Consider the following 17,574-nt stretch of genomic DNA (forward strand, 5'->3'; position numbering starts at 1 on the left):
TGGTTTGTCGAAACGCGACCACACTTATATTAACGTGGTGCAGTGTGTTGCCGTCGCGCTGCGACCGACAAACGATCCCATGCATGGATTCGCAAGACCCACTGTACGCATGCCGGACGCGTACGCAATCACGCAAAGGTGGTTTTGGGGGTTACCCACGTTGGTTGCCCATAGGTTGTTGCAGATTCAACACACAATCGGAAAGGTGCTGTTAACCGGCGTCAATGAACCGTTAAAAATTCAGGGTTTCCGGGCATTTTGACAAGGGGCGTGCTGATTGTCGGTTTCTGGAAGGCGGGCGATCTGGTCGATTTCGGCCTGACGCGACTTGTCTCGCGGCAAGGCAAGGGCGATTAGTGGGGCATGCAGGGAGAGCAAACATGTCAGATAGCAAGGTAATCCTGATCACCGGCGGCAGTTCGGGAATCGGGCGGGCGGCGGCCATGGGGTTTGCGGAAGCGGGGTACCGTGTGGCGATCTGCGGGCGCAGGATGGGGGCCCTGCAGGACGTCAGCAGCGCCTCAGGGGCGCAAGCGTTTGCCTGTGATGTTACTGATCCCGACGATGTGACGCGACTGCTGGGATCGGTCGAGAGTGCGTTTGGCCGGATTGACGTGCTGTTCAACAATGCGGGGCAAGCGGCGCCGGCAGTGAATTTTGGTGACCAGGACGTTAGCAAGTGGCGCTCGATGATCGACACCAACCTTAATGGTGCATTTTACGTGGCGCGCGAGGCATTCCGGTTGATGCGTGCACAAAGCCCGCAGGGCGGGCGCATCATCAACAATGGCTCCATATCAGCCACGATGCCGCGACCGGGTGCGGCGCCCTACTCCGCCTCCAAGAGCGCTATTTCCGGCCTCACGCGCTCGATTTCGCTGGATGGACGGCAGTTCGGGATTGCCTGCGGACAGATTGATATTGGCAATACCGCTACGGAAATGACGGGCGAAATGAGTGGTGGCGTGTTGCAGGCTGACGGCAGCATTGCGCCTGAACCGACATTCAGCGTGGCCCATGTGGTAGATGCCCTGCTGTATATGGCGGGGCTGCCGCTGGAGGCCAATGTGCAATTCATGACGGTTATGGCAACGAAAATGCCGTACATCGGCCGTGGGTGATCTGTTGACGTCGGGTTAGCGTTGAGCTTCCCATTTTGTCACGCATCGACCAGTCGGAGCGCCCCCAGCCCAGCAAAAAACGCATGCCTCTTTTGCAATCATGTCTCTGCTCATTTGGTGGGCGATACGCATATAAAGTGTGCAACACCTGAAGGGGATCTGACATGACCATTGCAAAGAAAATCGCTTCCTACGTCGCACAGCGCCGCGCCATCCGTGAACTCAGCGCCATGGACAAGCACCAGTTGAATGACCTCGGCATCACCCGCGCCGACATTCCCAAGGCAGTACGCGGCTTCTGATAACACGTCCCCGGCCAGCGGGGATAAATCGAGACGAGATGACAGCCGGTGCCCTGCGTGCCGGCTTTGTCGATTCTGGGGCTCAGAATTATCCGCGTGTCGAAGTCGCTCGGAAGTTCTGGTGCATCAATTGATGATAGAGCAGCTGAGTTTCAGCGTTGGGCGCCACGCCCAACTCGGATGCGAGCAGATTTCTGAGATTTGTATAAAGATTGTGCAGGCGGTCAAGATGGTGCTGCTCGGCTGCATCGCGCATCAGAAACTGGCAGGCCTCTTCATGGTAGGGGTCGATGCTCAACAGGCGGGCGGCGCATTTGCTGCGATCTGTGCGCGACACATTATCGGCGGCGATCACCTTTGCCAGTGACTCACTGAACACCATGTGGAAGTAGTGACGGTGTCCGGCGACCCAATCCTCCATCTCCTCACTCGCGACTTCCATACCCTCAAGCAGATCGCCACCATACAGATCGCAGAGAGACGCGGGATCTATGTCTTTTTGTTCCTCGGCAATGTTTTGAAAATCCATGAGATCGCAACGAAGGTCGCTGTCACGCTTGAGATGCAGCGATACCGGACCAACCTCGAGTACCTCGAAGTCGTTCTGATTCTGCAGATTTCGGATCCGGACGAGTGCCTGGCGCAAATTGGCTGCCGCCTTGGCCTCTCCACGCTCCCCCCAGATCAGCGAGTGAATACGGCGCCTGTTGACACTACCGTGCTTTCCTCCAGCCAAAATGAGATAGGCGACAATGCGAAAGAAATTTGCAGGCACACTATCAATAGGGCGACCATCAACTGCGAGCGAACATTCTCCCAGCAGGGTCAACTCAACAATTTTGGATCGACGCTCCCCCATATCTGACTCCACGCCTACCAATCTTTCGGCCATTCTGTTTTCAAATCAATTTAAAATTCCCAAGCACTTCATTGCGTGACTTAATCCTATCAGAGAACAATCTGTGGTGGAACTTTGAATCGCAGTCCTACCACGAAGACGGTTTCACTGTATTTTGTCACGCTGCAATATTGTTGTTGTGTATAAAGCGCCAAATATCTTTGTTCACTTGAGTTACCGATGTAATGGCCGACTGAATCCGTTTGACTTCATCATCATCCAACGATTCAACTTTTCCATATTTCATATTGTCATTAAATTCGGCAATTCTCATTAACTGAGTTGTTCCAAATTCGCCGCTCGCGTCGAACGAATAGATGCAGTGATTGTATTTGTTGCGCAGCTTCGCTTCCTTCTTGAGCTGCGACATCAGCGCGGCAATTTCAGAACGGGTTTCGGACGACACTCCGCTGGTCTTTGACAATCGTTCAAGCAAATCTATCCTTGACCTAGTTGTGTTCAACGTCAGGAATATGACAATTGCCGCCTCTTTGTTGGTTTTTGTCAATATTTCAATGAGATAGATGAAAAGACTCTCCGTATTTGTCCAGACATAGTTGAGCTGCCCCACCAGCTTCAGCACATCATCAATGCGGGCCATGGCGTCAGCCTCTATATTTGGCTACGGCGTCATAGCCAGCCGCCTGGTCAGCCGAGCCGTGGTATAGGGCTGCCGCCTGGGTTCTGTTGCTTACCCGCAATTTGGCGATGAGATTGTGCACATGCGCCTTTACCGTGTGCTCTGAAAGCGACATGCGGTGAGCGATCAGCTTGTTCTGGCACCCCTCGGAGACCAGATGGAGAATTTGACGCTCGCGAGTGGTCAGTGTTTCCACAACGGAACGCTGCGCATCATCGCCTTCATCATTCTCGTCGGGCGTTGGCCCGGCCCTGGCCGGAAATGACTCAGCCAAACGATCCAGCACCGTGCGCGGCGCAGATGCTCGATTGGGCTGGCCGCTGAGATAGCCGTCCGTCTCGTTCGATACCGAATGAACACTAAAACGAGGCGTCACAACGCGCGCCGTGTCCGCTGGAAAATACTCGCCGCCCGACAGCAACAGCGAGGTAACCGCCAACCACACATCCAAAGGTAAATTCAGGGGCAGTATTCCGTTTACGAGCCGCTCTGCTATCAATCGCTCCATATTCGGATCAAATCGGGCGTTTGGCTCCACCATCAAACCGATGGCCGCGTTTGGGAAACTTCGCCGACATTCGCTTAATTCATCGAATCCAACCGGCACACGGCTATGATCAATCAAGACCAGCCGAACCAACTCACCATTTACGACGTGACGAGGGCATTGTTCAGCCAAGACAACCTGAAAAGCAGGGAAGTTACGTTGGACTTCATGGTAAAGTCCCTGAAATGCAGCCCCCTGCGGCGCCAACAGAAATATCTGCGCGGCGGATTCGTGCACTACCTCATCACTCGGGTGACCTCCCAGGCTCAACTTGGACCTAGTGTCTACAGTCATTTCTATTCCCCCAATACTCACAACTACTGGTTCACAATTTGCCCCTCGAGGTCGAACCTAACCTCCCGCACCTAGTTAACGGTTTATTAACATGGCCAGCGTGACTCGAACGTGACTCGATACGCGTTTTAACTAGATCAATTGGACAAATTGCCTCATTTTGAACTAGATGCCAATTTCGTGATGAACGCCTGATACCCCCGCAAACACTGGGATTTTTCTAGATTCATCTTCCGCTCGCTGCGTCACGATCCAAATCGATCAACAGGGTAAACGGCCGATTTTCTGATAACGAGCAAGCAGATTGATCAAAGTGTTTAGTCAACACTGCAATCCGATCCCAATCCAATTGCTGTCTATCTCCGTGCCGGACATAGCGACCAGTATCGCCCTCTGACCAGCAAACAATTGCCAGTCATCTACAAGATCCGACCTTTGGCGAATGCCGCGTATTCCGATCGAGGTAGTTTGCCGGAAATGACATCTCCGGAGGTGATCTTGCGAATAAGCGCGGTGCAGCTAGTTTAGCCTCATTAAAAATGCATGGAGGCTTAGCCAATCCGCTCCTTTTAAAACAGGAGACAGTTATGGCCGACGACTATAATGACAACAATCGATCATTTAACGATAATTCCAACGATCTGGATGTCGATGTAAGTGATATCGCTAACGACAAATCCAACACTGACAACTCACTCGACGTTGCAGTTGATGACGTTGCGAACAACAAGTCCACGAACGATAGCAACAACGACAATTCCAACGATCTTGATGTCGATGTGGATGACGTTGCGAACAACAAATCCACCAACGACAGCAACAATGACAACTCCAACGACCTGGACGTTGATGTTGACGACGTTGCAAACAATAAGTCTACCAACGACAGCAATAACGACAATTCCACTAGTAATGATTTGGATGTCGACGTTGACGACGTAGCCAACAACAAGTCTACAAACGACAGCAACAACGACAACTCGCTTGATGTCGACGTTGACGATGTTGCTAATAACAAGTCGACAAACGATAGTAACAACGACAATTCGACGAACAACGATCTGGACGTTGATGTTGACGATGTTGCGAACAACAAATCGACCAACGATAGCAACAACGACAATTCGACGAACAACGATCTGGATCTCGATGTCGACGTGGATGACGTTGCCAACAACAAGTCCACAAACGACAGCAACAATGACAATTCGTCGGCGTTCGATATTGACGTAGATGACGTTGCCAACGACAAGTCGAACACCAACTCGAACAATGTTCAGACGTTTGCCCTCGATAATTCGGCAACCGACTCGGGCAACGACAGTTCGACCAATGACAGCAACAACGACAACTCCACGCACAACGATCTGGATGTTGCCGTCGAAGATGTCGCCAACGACAAGTCGATCAACAACTCAATGAACGACAGCTCCACCAATCTGGATCTGAAGGTCGAGGATGTCGCCAACGACAAATCGACCAACAACAGCAACAATGACAACTCCAACAACTCTCAGCACGATTCGAACAACGACAATTCGATCACGGCTGATCTGGACCTTGATGTTGCCATTGCCGATGCGTTCAATTCGTCTGACGACGATATCGCGAATTCGTTCAACTCGCAGGCGACCGACTCGTTCAACTCGGATGACGACTTTGCTGACCTTGATATCGGCACGGCCACGATGGACAGCATGTTCATCAACAGCGGCACGCTCGATTTCAACCCAGGCGATGATGTCAACTTCGAGAATGTCTTCAATGGCGCATTCTCGGGTGGTGGCGGAGACGCTGGTTTTGCGATCAATCAGGTTGCCGATCTTGTCGACAATGACACCCTGAGCAACGTGCAGAACAACAATAGTGACATCGACTTCCATGCCAAGGCATGGGGTGGAGACTCACAGGCCGACGGCAATAGCTTCGACTCCGGAGCTGGAAACAACGCCGACGGTAGCAACATGGCTGATTCCCACGCTTCGATGTCGGCCAGCGCGTTCAACATGGAACTGGTGCTTGGTGCCAACCTCCAGCAGAACGCAGTCGATTCAGTGGTTGTCGGGGGCGACAACTCAATGAACAACGACGCCAGCCACGACGACGTCTAAATCAAATCCTGCAAATTCGGTCTGCGCGGTTTTCGCGCAGACCATCAGTTTTTGAGTAATGCGGCTCAGTGAGCGGAGGTTAATCCGCGATTTTGGGAGGTGCCGCTATGTTTTTTCCTAGTGACAGTACCAACGAAATCGTCGCTCATTTCCTCGGCTATTTTGCCATGCGCCTTGAGGAAATGAAGCTCCGGGTGGGCTACGAGGAATATCAGCAGGACGCCGCCCAAGGCGCCCCACAGTCAGACCTTCAGCAGATCTCCGTGGACGTCGCGCAAAGTCTTCAGCTTGAAGCGTTTCTTCCCGGTCTGGCCTATGCGCCGCCTATCTGGCAAATTGTTGGTCGCGGCGACGCGAGCTTTCCCCTGCACATCGCCCACAGCATGGCCCATATCCCTGGCCAGCCAAATGCCCCGATCGCATCACCCCCAATCTTTGAAACTCCGGCCGGTCCACCTGCCCCGCTGGAAGGCGATGAGCCTGGCTCGGTGCTCGCCATCATCGCGCAGCACACGACACTGATCGACAATGACGTGGTTATTTTGGGGGACTATGACGGGCCGATCAGTTTTCAGTCGGGCGCGCCAGAGGCACTGGCGCATATGACGCTGGCGGTCGAGGCAATCACAGGACCGATCACCAGCATTTCAGGGCTGCACAATGTCGAGGACATTCCACGGTTTATTGAGGGCAGCGCTGCGGTTTTCCACGCCATGGGAGATGATGTAAGCGCGGATGAAGACACGACTATATTGAAGGTCGACGCGATTTCTGGATCCTATGTCAATGGCCAGCAGGTCGACAGCGCGCCGGATCTCGAGGCGAGCCTGCCCGAGCATTTGCGCGAGGAAGTCCAATCGGATGAAGCCGACGTCGAGGAAGTTTCCGAAGCCATCACGATAGAAGGCGCAGGGCAATCCGACACGATTACGCTGCATAGCGGTGGCAATCTGCTGGTCAATGAAGCCGCGATCATGAATGCTAGCCTGACACCCACCTTTATGGCGGTGGCGGGAGACCATCATCAGCTGGACGCCATAATCCAGACCAATGCCCACATTGATCATGACCATGTGGGGCAAGGCGTTGCCGGTGCCGCAGAGAATGCGGCCAATTCCACATCCACCTACAACATCGCCACGTTTGATCACGAGCAACGCGATACGGCAGCGCAGGCCGCAGAACTCAAGCCGGAGGTGTTGCCAAGCAATTGGCAGGTGTCGACGGTGGCGGGCGATCTGGTTTTCACCGAATGGCTGTCGCAATATCATTTTGCCTATGACGAGGACATCCATGTTCTCTCCTCAACCGGTTCGACAACGACGGTTACGACCGGGGAGAATGTCGGGCTCAATGGCGTGAGTTTTCAAAATATTGGTATCTACTTTGACCTCGTGATGGTTGGCGGGAGCGTCTACGACGCCAATGTCATCGTTCAGAGCAATATTTTGTATGACAATGACACGATTGAAATGCTGGGGGGCGAGGGCAGTAGCAGCGGTTCGCTGGCGACTAGCGGCAACCTTTTGTGGAACCAGGCCAATATCGTCAATGTTGGGCCATCGGAGTTCCAGTCGGGCATGCCAAGCCAGTATCATGAGGCCATGGATAGCCTTGATGCCGGCAATCTAGCGATGCCTGACGCGTTCAGGTTTGACAATATGTTCGAGGGTTTCCCGATGCTTCGGGCGCTCTATGTGAGCGGCGACATTTATGATCTGCGCTATGTCCAGCAAACCAATGTATTGGGTGATGCCGACTATGTTGCGATCGAGGAAGCCAAGGTCGCTCAAACGCATCCCGAATATGCCCTAAGCACGGGCGCCAACGCGTTGGCCAATATTGCGACGATTTATGATTATGACAGCTTGGGTGGCACGACCTTTGTCGGCGGGCAGACCTATTCTGACAGCGTGCTGATCCAGGCCGATATTGTGGCGGCCAACGAGGATGGCGAGGATTCCAATGCTCTGGTGAGCGAGGTTATTGCCTTTCTCGATTTCGATGCCGATTCGCTTGTCTCGACAGGCGACGATTTGGCGCCAAGCACTATTCCGGCTGACGGTCCGTCGCTGGACGTCATGCACACCATGCTCGCGTAGATGAACATGTGGGGCGGTGATGCGGTATGACAGCGATAATTCCGACGATGAATCCCCTGCCCGTCGGCGGCTGCCGCGACATGAAATCGCCCGCACGGCCCAACTTGACCGCTTGCAGTTCGAAATCAGTTCGGCTGCAGCGCGGCTGGACGAATTGGCTTCCGAAGAAACAGAAGAAATAGCAATCAATACCGAAGGCGGCGCAGAAGTGTCGCGGACGGCGGATGACGAAGGTAACGACGCGGACATGGAAAGATCATTGAACGACGATACGGCGACAATGGATGAAGCGATTTCGACCGTAGAATCTGATGACTTTAATGAAGCCAGGATCGAAAGCGCGCCCGACGTCAAAAGGGCTCCGGTCAAGTTGGGGTTGGGACGGGCAACCGTTCACGAAGAATGGCAAAAGATTGCGGGCCAAAAGCTCATGGACGGCACGCCCACAGGCCCCTCCTGTCCTGTCGAGGCAGCTCGAAAGGCGGCGACGCCTGCGACAAAGACTGTTGAACCCATCGCCCCCCCAATTCAGCACAAAGAGCCGCAGCCCAAGCAAGTGTGGGCGGAACCAGCGGTGACTGTTGCTAATACGCGGGTCGAAGAGGCGCCAAAGCCCCAACCAATGGTTGCCAAGGCTCCTGCCCCCAGCGAAGCGCGGGATACGACGCTACGCGAGCCCGATACGCGGGACAAAACCAGCGTTCCGCCGATCATTGATGCTGACCGGGGGCCGCTAAAAGGCGGCAAGGTCCCTGAACGGGAGAGCACCGGCGGCAGCGACAATGGTGGCAAAAGCGGCGGCAATGGCGGATCGGGCGGTGGTGGCGGCAATAAGAGCTTTCATAAGCGCGCCGCAACGCCCAATTTCGCCCAGAGCTTCCAGAACGGCATCAATGTAGTTCGCACGAACCTGCTGATCGTCATGTTCTTTACGGTTTTCCTGAACGTGTTGGTTTTGGCCATTCCGATCTATCTGTTCCAGATTTCGGATCGAGTGCTGACCAGCAGGTCGCTGGACACACTGGTAATGCTGACGGCAGTGATCGTTGGTGCCGTGGTGATGCAGGCGATATTGGACGCGGTGCGCCGGTTTATCCTGATGCGGACGGCGGTTGAGGTAGCCGTCCAGCTGGGTGCGCCAATCCTGAGTGCGGCGGCGCGGGCGTCACTTAATGGCAATGGCCGCGATTATCAGGTGCTGGGCGACCTGCAACAGGTGCGCGGCTTCATAACCTCGGGCACGCTCCTGGCATTTTTTGATGCGCCGATGGCGCCATTCTTCGTGCTGGCGGTGTTTTTGATCCACCCTGAGCTTGGCTACATCGTGGTTGCGGCGGCGTTTGGATTGCTGATCGTGGCGCTGATCAACCAGCGTTTGACCGGCAAGCATTTTGCCGAGGCCAACGGCTATTTGAGCCGGACGACGATGCATCTGGATTCAATGTCGCGCAATTCGCAGATTATCAACGCGCTGGCGATGATCCCGGAAGCGGTCAAGATCTGGGGCCGTGACTCGGCATCCTCGATGCAGGCTCAGGTTCGGGCGCAGGACCGAAATATCGTCATGTCCAGCATTTCCAAGGGCTTGCGACTTTTGACTCAGGTATCAATGCTGGGTTGGGGCGCCTTTCTGGCCATTGGTGGCGAAATGACCGGGGGCATGGTCATTGCCGCTTCGATCATCGCCAGCCGCGCGTTGTCACCGATTGAAGGGGCGATTGAAGGTTGGAGTTCGTTCACCCAGTTTCGCTCCTCGTTCGGGAAGATTCGCAACCTGCTGCAGTCCTCGCCGTTCAACTTTGAAAAATTGATGCTACCCAATCCCAAGGGCCGGCTGGACGTTGAGCGGATCCTGTTCGTGCCGCCGCCCAATAAGAAGGTACTGCTGAACGGGATCAGCTTTTCGCTGGAACCGGGAGAATCGCTGGCGATCATCGGGAATTCAGGCGCTGGCAAGACGACGTTGGGCAAGATGCTGGTTGGATCGGTATTGCCGACCTCGGGCAGCGTACGGCTTGACCTGATGGATTTGCGCAATTGGGACCAGCGTCAGTTTGGCGAAAGCATCGGCTATCTGCCCCAGGACGTTCAATTGTTCCCCGGCACGATCAAGGCCAATATTGCCCGCATGCGTGAGGACGTCAGTGATCGCGCTATCTTTGATGCGGCAGTTCTGGCCGATGTTCACGAGCTGATTGCGTCATTTCCGCAAGGCTATGAAACCTATGTGGCGGGCGACGGTTCGCCGCTGTCGGGTGGGCAAAAGCAACGCATAGCGTTGGCGCGGGCGTTTTTCGGTGATCCCAAGCTGGTGGTGCTGGACGAGCCAAACTCAAACCTCGACTCGTTGGGCGAAAATGCTCTGGCCAAGGCTTTACTGCATGCGCGCAAGCAAAAGATCACGGTCGTAACCATTACGCAGCGCCCTGCCCTGCTTAACGTCGTCGACAAGATATTGGTGCTCAACAACGGCTCGGTCTCAATGTTTGGATCGCGCACGGAAGTGATGGCAGCGTTGACGATCAAAAAGCCGGGGCTTGAACGCGGTGGCAGCGGCGCGCTGATACCTGACGCCGGGGGAGCATAGCGATGGCCGGACAGGTAGCACTCCAGAATCTGGAATGGTATTCGGGCGTTCCCCGGTCCATTCGCAAGCAGTCGATCATCGGGATCGGGTTGATCATTCTGACTTTTGGTGGATTTGGCAGTTGGGCGGCTTTTGCGCCGCTGGCAGCCGCGGTCATTGCGCCGGGCAGCTTTGTCGCAACCGGCGAAAACAAGATCGTGCAGCATTTTGAAGGCGGCATCGTCAAGGACATGCTGGTGCGCGAGGGAGACAAGGTCACCGTCGGGCAGGAAATGGTGTTGCTTGATGAAACAGCGGCGCGGGCCAACGCCCAGCAATTGCAGCTACGCATGGTGCGACTCGAAACCATCTGGGCGCGGTTGAACGGCGAAGCCAAGGGCGACTTGATCTATTCGCCGCCCCCGGCAGTCCTCAAATTGTTGAGCGATCCCGAAGTCGCTTTAATCAACGCCAGCCAGCGTAACAATTTTGAAGCCTCGCGGGACAAGTTGCTCAATGAAATCGAGTTGATGGAGCAAAATGTCGTGACCCTGCAATATCGCATTACAGGGCGCGAAGAGCAGGTTGCATCAATGGAGCGGCAAATGCTGCTGCTCGAGGAAGATCGTGACGTGATCACCGATCTGCAAAAGAAAGGTGTCACCACCCGGTCCGCGGTGCGCAACGCCGAGAGGGCGATTGCCGATGGTGAAGGCGACATTGCCAGACTACGTTCGGAAATATCCGAAGCCCAATCGCAGATGATCAAATACAAGCGCGAAATCATTCAGGCGCGCGATGCTGCCCAGCAAGCGGCGCTGGATGAGATGCAGGGCGTTGAATCTGAACTGGACTCGGTGCGCGAACAGATCTTGCAGGCCAACAATGTGTTGCAGCGCACCTCGATTACAGCGCCGGTTAGTGGCACGATTGTGCGCATGTTTTACCATACGACGGGCGGTGTCATTGAAAGCGGCAAGCCGATCATGGAAATATTGCCGGCAGATGTACCGCTGATCGTGGAGGTAAAAATTCCGCGCCTGCAGATTGACGAGGTTCGCAAAGGCCAGCAGGCAACAGTGCGATTGACGGCCTTGAACCAGCGCACGACCCCGGTTTTAACCGGCGAAGTGATTTATGTTTCGGCGGATACGATTGCCGATCCCGGCAGCGCTGCCCAGGAAATCTATGTGGCGCGGGTCAATATTGATCCATCACAATTGCAGCGGGTTGAAAATTTCACCCCGACACCCGGCATGCCCGCCGAAGTGTTCGTGCAAACCCGCGAACGGACGTTTTTTGAGTATCTGACCAAGCCAATCGTCGACAGCATGTCCCGCGCATTTCACGAGCGGTGAACGAGACGGTGCGATTGCGCCCTGTTTGGGCGCAATCTTTATCTACTCAATTTTCAATGGGTACCAATTCAAAACGTTGCAGCCCTCCCATCTCGCGGAAAATGCTCGCCAAGGAATTTCATGAACTTTCGTACCCTGGGTTCCTGGTAGGCCTCCTTTGAAGCCACGAGCCAGAGCCCGCTGGTCAGGTCCTCAGTCGTGAAACACATGACAAGATCGGGCAATGGGTCGCCTTCAACGCAGGGAAGTACACCGATTGCCTCTTCCGTCCTAAGGGAGGCCGACATGGTTATGACGGAATCTACTGTGCTGACAATCTTTGATCTGTCCACATATTGATCCAGCCACTTCATGAGCTTCACCCCATTTACCATCGCATCAGGGTAGCTCAGGACCGGGTGAAGGATTAATTCATCTATTGAACGCGGCATCCCGTTCGCCGCCAGATAGGCTTTGCTGCAATATAGCCCCCATCTGACAGGCGGCAGCTTTCGAACGATCAGGGTATCGCCCTCGATCTTGTCGCTTGCGCGAATTGCTATATCAGCCTCGCCGCTCTCCAACGACACATATTGCTCGGACGCATTCGTTTCAAAATGAGTGTTCGGATTGTGTTTTCGAAATTCCGAGATCAAGGGAAGCACCCAGTGGGTCATACTGGAGTGGGCAGCGGTGACGCGTATTGTCCCGTCTGACGTACGCTTCAAATGATCGGCCCGCGTAAGGACTTTATCGGCAGCGCCCTCCATGCCCGCGGCAACTTCAAACAATGCACTCCCGTGAGCGGTTAACGCGTACCCCCGCGTGTCGCGCTCAAACAAGGTCAGGCCCAAAGCAGTTTCCAGCGCGTGCATCCGTCTGCCGACGGTCGTCTGGTTGATGTTCAATTTCCTTGAAGCGGCCAGCGTCGACCCTTCACGCGCAACGGAAAGGAATGTGCGTATGTCGTTCCAATCAAGCATAAGCCAAGCGCCTCCGAGAGCATTCTGCACGTATGCCTAGCCGTTCTGCAAGTGCAGAGATACCGACCGGTCCGTGGCGGGATCATGCTGACGGTGCAACCCATTCAACTCAGGAGACAGAAAATGGTCGCTTTGCCAGTTAAGACCCGCGAGATGCACAATCATCACATCGACAGCACCGTCTGGAATGATATCGATTTCCGGGACGATGACATTGTCATTGCGACGTATGCCAAATCTGGCACATCGTGGATGCAGCAGATTGTCAGCCAGTTGATATTTCAAGGTCAGGAAGGATTGCCTGTCGCCGAGATGTCGCCCTGGGTCGACCTTAGAGTGCCGCCCAAAGAAGTTAAGCTACCGGTGATTGCAGCACAAACGCATAGGCGATTTCTGAAAACCCATCTGCCGGTCGATGCTCTGGTGTTCTCCGACAAGGCCAAATACCTCTATATCGGTCGGGATGCACGCGATGTGATGTGGTCATTACACAACCACCACGCGACCGCGAACGGGGCATGGTATGACGCGCTGAACAACACGCCGGGGCGCGTCGGTCCCGAGATCGGCAAACCCCCTGAAAGTACAGTCGAGTATTTCACCCATTGGCTGGACAATGACGGCGCGCCGTTCTGGCCCTATTGGGAAAATGTGCGGAGCTGGTGGGCGTTGCGCGATCTTGCCAACGTGAAACTGATCCATTTTGCCGATCTCAAACGCGATCTACCCGGCCAAATTCGCGACATCGCTGCCTTTCTTGACATCGAGCTGGTGCCGGACACGATGGACAGCATCCTGCATCACTGTTCGTTCAACTATATGAAGGAAAATGCCTCCGACTCGGTGCCACTGGGCGGTGCATTCTGGGACGGTGGCGCAAAGACATTCATTCACAAGGGAACAAACGGCCGTTGGCGCGACCAACTCGGTGCCGATGTCAGTGAACGGTATCTGGCGCGCGCCGAGCGTGAGTTGGGACGCGATTGCGCCCGGTGGCTGGCAGAAGGATCAGTTGGCTGAGCCAAATTCCGGAAGGCGGGCCAATATGGCCCGTCTGCCTGTGTCTGGTTGCCCACGAGATTTCCGGCGTTTCGCCGCCCCGCTTGAATTGGTCCACTGGACCAATTTCCCTCCGACTGGCTCGGCCAATCAAAGGACGTGTTCATTCCCACTCGATCGTGCCGGGGGGTTTTGAGGTGACGTCGTAGACGACGCGATTGATGCCGCGGACTTCGTTGATGATGCGGGTGGCGGTGCGGCCGAGGAAATTCATGTCGAACTGATAAAAATCCGCGGTCATGCCATCGACCGAGGTGACGGCGCGCAGGGCGCAGACAAATTCATAGGTGCGGCCATCGCCCATGACGCCAACAGTCTGGACGGGTAGCAGGACAGCGAAGGCCTGCCATATCATATCGTACTGCCCTGATTTGCGGATTTCATCGAGATAGATGGCATCGGCCTGGCGCAGGATGTCGAGCTTTTCGGGCGTGATGCCGCCGGGGCAGCGAATGGCCAGACCCGGACCGGGGAATGGGTGGCGCCCGATAAAGCTGTCGGGCAGACCCAATTCACGGCCAAGCGCGCGCACTTCGTCCTTGAACAGTTCACGCAACGGCTCGACCAGCTGCATGTTCATGCGCTCTGGCAGGCCGCCAACATTGTGGTGGCTCTTGATGGTGACAGAGGGGCCACCGGTAAACGAAACGCTTTCGATCACGTCGGGATAAAGCGTGCCTTGCGCGAGGAACTGCGCGCCGCCGAGCTTTTTGGCTTCAGCCTCAAAAGTTTCGATAAACAGGCGGCCAATGATCTTGCGCTTGGTTTCGGGATCGCTTTGACCATCAAGCTCGCGCAGGAACACTTCGGACGCGTCAACGTGGACCAGCGGAATGTTATATTCGTCGCGGAACATGGTGACGACCTGCTCGCTCTCATTGAGGCGCATGAGACCGTGGTCGACATAGATGCAGGTGAGTTGGTCGCCAATTGCTTCATGAATGAGGACGGCGGCGACCGAGGAGTCCACGCCACCGGACAGGCCGCAGATGACCTTGCCGGTGCCAACCTGATCGCGGATTTTTTCGATCATCTTGTTGCGGTAGGCGGCCATGGTCCAGGAGGCGTCAACGCCGCAGATATTGTGGACGAAATTGGCGTAGAGGCGCGCGCCATCGGGGGTGTGCACTACTTCTGGATGGAACTGGACGCCCCAGATGCGGCGCTCTTCGTTGGCAATCATGGCGAAGGGGGCGCCGGTCGAGGTGCCGACAACTTCAAAGCCCTCAGGCAATTGCACAACGCGGTCGCCGTGGCTCATCCAGACCTGATGATCGGTGCCCAGATCCCAGACGCCCTCGAAAAGCGATGCTGGCTTTTTGATTGTAACTTCGGCGCGACCAAATTCACGGTGATGGCCGGCTTCGACTTTGCCGCCTAGCGCCACGCAGAGCGCTTGCTGGCCATAGCAGATGCCAAGGATGGGCACGTTGGCTTCGAGCAGCGCCGGATCGATGGCCGGCGCATTTTGATCCAGGGTCGAAGCCGGGCCACCGGAGAGGACGATGCCCTTTGGCTGCAGGGCGCGAACCGCGTCGCCAGCCGTGCTGAACGGGTGGATTTCGCAATAAACCCCTGTCTCGCGAATTCGACGCGCGATCAATTGGGTGACCTGGGAACCAAAGTCAACGATCAGGATTGATGGTGGGGTGGTTTCAGCGTGCTCACTCATGGCGAGGCTTTAGCGTCCGCGCCAGATTAAGGCAAGATGAAGAAGTGCAAAGCGGGGTTGCGAAATTGCAATCCCCAACTTTAGCGGCGCGCTAGTTGAGAATGCCGATGGATAAATTGAGCAGGCTGGCAAAACTGACCCAGGCCAGATAGGGCACAAAAAGCCAGGCAGCAGCAGGATCAAGACGGCGAGCAGTGGCGATGAAGGCGATGATCAGCGCCAGAATGGCAAGAATGATGGCAAAAGCAGGCCAGACCAGTTGGGCGACAAACCAGACGGGCGACCATGCCCAATTCATGACCATCTGAGCGTACCATATTTTCATGACGGTGCTGGAGCGGTCGATCATGTAAATGCGCCAGCCGGCGACGGCGATCATGATGTAGAGCGCGAACCAGACGGGGCCGAAAATCCAGTTGGGTGGATTGAAGGGTGGCTTGTTGAGGCTTTGATACCATTGCCCGGGCACGGACTGAGTGCCGACAAGTGCCCCTACGCCGATGACAGCGGCCAAGAAAATCGCCAGCAATACCCAGGGGCGCGGTGTCTTATAGTCGTCCAGCGAGGCCATGCTCATTTCAACAATCCAATTGCGTGTCCGAACGTTGAACGCTGGAAAGATTGAATTGGTTCACTCAGCGCGGGTCAAAGCGGCAAAATAAAAGCCGTCGGTTGCGGTGCGACGGGGCGTTAAAATGATGCCACCGGCAACGCTCGGCAATTCGGGTGACATGGGGGCGGCCAGGCTGGACTGCCAGAGTGGGGCAATGTCTGCCACCACGAACTGGGGTTGGCGGGCGAGGAAGGCGGTGGTTTGATCGTCGTTTTCCTCAGGCAGGATCGAACAGGTGATGTAGATGAGGGTGCCGCCGGGTTTAACAAAACGGGCGGCATCATCGAGAATTGCACTTTGTTCGGCCTGGCGCGTGGCCAGCAGTTCGGGCGTCAGTTTCCATTTGGTGTCGGGGCGACGTCGCCATGTGCCGGTGCCGGTACAAGGGGCATCGACGACAACACGATCCATCTTGCCGACCAGATCATCCAATGCACCGTCCAACGGCGCGCGGACCTGCACATTGCGTGCGCCGTTGCGTTTGAGGCGGTCGTAGATGGGGGCGAGGCGATTGCGGTCGCTGTCGTAGGCAAAAATTTGGCCCTTGTTGGTCATGTCGGCGGCCAGCGCCAAGGTTTTGCCGCCTGCCCCGGCGCAGAGATCCAGAACCTGATTGCCCGGCCTGGCACCCGCAAGTGCGGCCACGATCTGGCTGCCCTGATCCTGCACCTCGAACCATCCTTTGAGGTAGCCCTCGTCGGTGGTCACGTTGGGGGTGCGGCTATCGCGTTCGCCCGGCGGAATGGTGACGCCATTGGGGGAAAACTGGGTCTGGACAGCGTCGAAGCGTTTGAGATTTTTAAGGACGCGGTCGCGGTTGGATTTGAGCGCATTGACCCGCATGTCGAGCGAAGGGCGACCGGCCATGGCTTGACCTTCGGCAACCCAATTTGGGCCAAAGGCGCGTTGGAGCGAGGGCACCAGCCATTCTGGCATGTCGGCACGAATGTGGTCGGGGGCGGTCGTAGGATCGGTCTGGAGGCGAGCGATTTCGGCGTCCGAAAGTTGGGCGGGCGCGTGGGCATCGTCGGCAAAGGCGGCATTGAGCGTTTCGGGGGTGTTGTGCCAATCGAGCACGGCAACAGCCAGGACCAAGGCACGAGCACTATCGTCGCCCATGATAAAGGCGTGCGAGGCGCGGCGGCGCAGGGCATCGTAAACAAGATTGCCGATGGCTGCGCGGTCGCCTGCCCCGGCAAAACGATTGCCCAGCCCCCACGCCTTGAGCGCCTCGGAGACCGGGCGTTTGCGGGCTTCGACATCGTTCAAGACTTCGATGGCGGCGGAAAGACGGCCGGGAAGACGCATGAAAATACTCGGAATTATCGG

At 55.7% G+C, this 17,574-nt stretch carries 14 protein-coding genes; 7 read left to right on the forward strand and 7 right to left on the reverse strand.

Annotated features, from left to right (window positions below; genetic code table 11):
- Window positions 1-380 precede the first annotated feature (380 nt).
- Together PSQ90_RS01255 and PSQ90_RS01260 are read left to right on the forward strand one after the other, a co-directional pair.
- A complete protein-coding gene (locus PSQ90_RS01255; protein WP_282211630.1) occupies window positions 381-1,121 on the forward strand; it encodes an SDR family oxidoreductase in 741 nt (246 codons plus the stop codon).
- 164 nt (window positions 1,122-1,285) lie between these two features.
- A complete protein-coding gene (locus PSQ90_RS01260) occupies window positions 1,286-1,423 on the forward strand; it encodes a DUF1127 domain-containing protein (protein WP_282211631.1) in 138 nt (45 codons plus the stop codon).
- An 88-nt stretch (window positions 1,424-1,511) separates the two neighbouring features.
- Here PSQ90_RS01260 and PSQ90_RS01265 read toward each other — a convergent pair whose 3' ends face one another.
- From PSQ90_RS01265 to PSQ90_RS01275, 3 genes are all read right to left on the reverse strand, one after another.
- Window positions 1,512-2,282, reverse strand: a complete 771-nt coding sequence (locus PSQ90_RS01265; protein WP_282211632.1) for an AfsR/SARP family transcriptional regulator — start codon at window positions 2,280-2,282, stop codon at window positions 1,512-1,514.
- 157 nt (window positions 2,283-2,439) lie between these two features.
- The gene (locus PSQ90_RS01270; protein ID WP_282211633.1) at window positions 2,440-2,922 is read right to left on the reverse strand and encodes a hypothetical protein; all 483 of its coding nucleotides are present in this window, start codon (window positions 2,920-2,922) and stop codon (window positions 2,440-2,442) included.
- 4 nt (window positions 2,923-2,926) lie between these two features.
- Window positions 2,927-3,802, reverse strand: coding sequence for a helix-turn-helix transcriptional regulator (locus tag PSQ90_RS01275; protein ID WP_282211634.1), 876 nt, complete (start codon window positions 3,800-3,802; stop codon window positions 2,927-2,929).
- 587 nt (window positions 3,803-4,389) lie between these two features.
- On the opposite strand from PSQ90_RS01275, the gene PSQ90_RS01280 reads away from it, so the two are divergent.
- The 4 genes from PSQ90_RS01280 to PSQ90_RS01295 all read left to right on the forward strand — a co-directional run bounded on the left by PSQ90_RS01280 (window position 4,390) and on the right by PSQ90_RS01295 (window position 11,939).
- Window positions 4,390-5,913, forward strand: a complete 1,524-nt coding sequence (locus tag PSQ90_RS01280; RefSeq protein ID WP_282211635.1) for a hypothetical protein — start codon at window positions 4,390-4,392, stop codon at window positions 5,911-5,913.
- 107 nt (window positions 5,914-6,020) lie between these two features.
- The gene (locus PSQ90_RS01285) at window positions 6,021-8,015 is read left to right on the forward strand and encodes a hypothetical protein (protein WP_282211636.1); all 1,995 of its coding nucleotides are present in this window, start codon (window positions 6,021-6,023) and stop codon (window positions 8,013-8,015) included.
- Window positions 8,016-8,445: 430 nt separating this feature from the next.
- Window positions 8,446-10,602 carry a type I secretion system permease/ATPase gene (locus PSQ90_RS01290; protein ID WP_407648191.1) on the forward strand — a complete coding sequence of 719 codons (2,157 nt, stop codon included), beginning with the start codon at window positions 8,446-8,448 and terminating at the stop codon, window positions 10,600-10,602.
- A gap of 2 nt (window positions 10,603-10,604) precedes the next feature.
- On the forward strand, window positions 10,605-11,939 hold the full coding sequence (locus PSQ90_RS01295; RefSeq protein ID WP_282211638.1) for an HlyD family type I secretion periplasmic adaptor subunit: 1,335 nt from the start codon (window positions 10,605-10,607) through the stop codon (window positions 11,937-11,939).
- A 68-nt stretch (window positions 11,940-12,007) separates the two neighbouring features.
- Here the strand turns inward: PSQ90_RS01295 and PSQ90_RS01300 are convergent, their stop codons facing one another.
- A complete protein-coding gene (locus PSQ90_RS01300; protein ID WP_282211639.1) occupies window positions 12,008-12,901 on the reverse strand; it encodes a LysR family transcriptional regulator in 894 nt (297 codons plus the stop codon).
- 123 nt (window positions 12,902-13,024) lie between these two features.
- Between PSQ90_RS01300 and PSQ90_RS01305 the strand changes: the two genes are divergently transcribed.
- On the forward strand, window positions 13,025-13,921 hold the full coding sequence (locus tag PSQ90_RS01305; protein ID WP_282211640.1) for a sulfotransferase domain-containing protein: 897 nt from the start codon (window positions 13,025-13,027) through the stop codon (window positions 13,919-13,921).
- A gap of 142 nt (window positions 13,922-14,063) precedes the next feature.
- Here PSQ90_RS01305 and guaA read toward each other — a convergent pair whose 3' ends face one another.
- The 3 genes from guaA to PSQ90_RS01320 all read right to left on the reverse strand — a co-directional run bounded on the left by guaA (window position 14,064) and on the right by PSQ90_RS01320 (window position 17,553).
- On the reverse strand, window positions 14,064-15,632 hold the full coding sequence (gene guaA, locus PSQ90_RS01310; RefSeq protein WP_282211641.1) for a glutamine-hydrolyzing GMP synthase: 1,569 nt from the start codon (window positions 15,630-15,632) through the stop codon (window positions 14,064-14,066).
- A 91-nt stretch (window positions 15,633-15,723) separates the two neighbouring features.
- A complete protein-coding gene (locus PSQ90_RS01315; protein ID WP_282211642.1) occupies window positions 15,724-16,209 on the reverse strand; it encodes a TspO/MBR family protein in 486 nt (161 codons plus the stop codon).
- 54 nt (window positions 16,210-16,263) lie between these two features.
- Window positions 16,264-17,553 (reverse strand): RsmB/NOP family class I SAM-dependent RNA methyltransferase, encoded by a 1,290-nt coding sequence (locus PSQ90_RS01320; RefSeq protein ID WP_282211643.1) that lies wholly within the window; start codon window positions 17,551-17,553, stop codon window positions 16,264-16,266.
- Window positions 17,554-17,574: the final 21 nt, after the last annotated feature.

The organism is Devosia rhodophyticola (genome assembly GCF_028816475.1).
In the GTDB taxonomy this organism is placed as follows: Bacteria; Pseudomonadota; Alphaproteobacteria; order Rhizobiales; family Devosiaceae; genus Devosia; species Devosia rhodophyticola.

What these genes read in the sequence shown, in the direction of transcription:
- PSQ90_RS01255 (WP_282211630.1), top strand. Translation starts at nt 381, where the DNA reads ATGTCAGATAGCAAGGTAATCCTGATCACCGGCGGCAGTTCGGGAATC.
- PSQ90_RS01260 (WP_282211631.1), top strand. Translation starts at nt 1,286, where the DNA reads ATGACCATTGCAAAGAAAATCGCTTCCTACGTCGCACAGCGCCGCGCC.
- PSQ90_RS01265 (WP_282211632.1), bottom strand. Translation starts at nt 2,282, where the DNA reads ATGGGGGAGCGTCGATCCAAAATTGTTGAGTTGACCCTGCTGGGAGAA.
- PSQ90_RS01270 (WP_282211633.1), bottom strand. Translation starts at nt 2,922, where the DNA reads ATGGCCCGCATTGATGATGTGCTGAAGCTGGTGGGGCAGCTCAACTAT.
- PSQ90_RS01275 (WP_282211634.1), bottom strand. Translation starts at nt 3,802, where the DNA reads ATGACTGTAGACACTAGGTCCAAGTTGAGCCTGGGAGGTCACCCGAGT.
- PSQ90_RS01280 (WP_282211635.1), top strand. Translation starts at nt 4,390, where the DNA reads ATGGCCGACGACTATAATGACAACAATCGATCATTTAACGATAATTCC.
- PSQ90_RS01285 (WP_282211636.1), top strand. Translation starts at nt 6,021, where the DNA reads ATGTTTTTTCCTAGTGACAGTACCAACGAAATCGTCGCTCATTTCCTC.
- PSQ90_RS01290 (WP_407648191.1), top strand. Translation starts at nt 8,446, where the DNA reads ATGGACGGCACGCCCACAGGCCCCTCCTGTCCTGTCGAGGCAGCTCGA.
- PSQ90_RS01295 (WP_282211638.1), top strand. Translation starts at nt 10,605, where the DNA reads ATGGCCGGACAGGTAGCACTCCAGAATCTGGAATGGTATTCGGGCGTT.
- PSQ90_RS01300 (WP_282211639.1), bottom strand. Translation starts at nt 12,901, where the DNA reads ATGCTTGATTGGAACGACATACGCACATTCCTTTCCGTTGCGCGTGAA.
- PSQ90_RS01305 (WP_282211640.1), top strand. Translation starts at nt 13,025, where the DNA reads ATGGTCGCTTTGCCAGTTAAGACCCGCGAGATGCACAATCATCACATC.
- guaA (WP_282211641.1), bottom strand. Translation starts at nt 15,632, where the DNA reads ATGAGTGAGCACGCTGAAACCACCCCACCATCAATCCTGATCGTTGAC.
- PSQ90_RS01315 (WP_282211642.1), bottom strand. Translation starts at nt 16,209, where the DNA reads ATGAGCATGGCCTCGCTGGACGACTATAAGACACCGCGCCCCTGGGTA.
- PSQ90_RS01320 (WP_282211643.1), bottom strand. Translation starts at nt 17,553, where the DNA reads ATGCGTCTTCCCGGCCGTCTTTCCGCCGCCATCGAAGTCTTGAACGAT.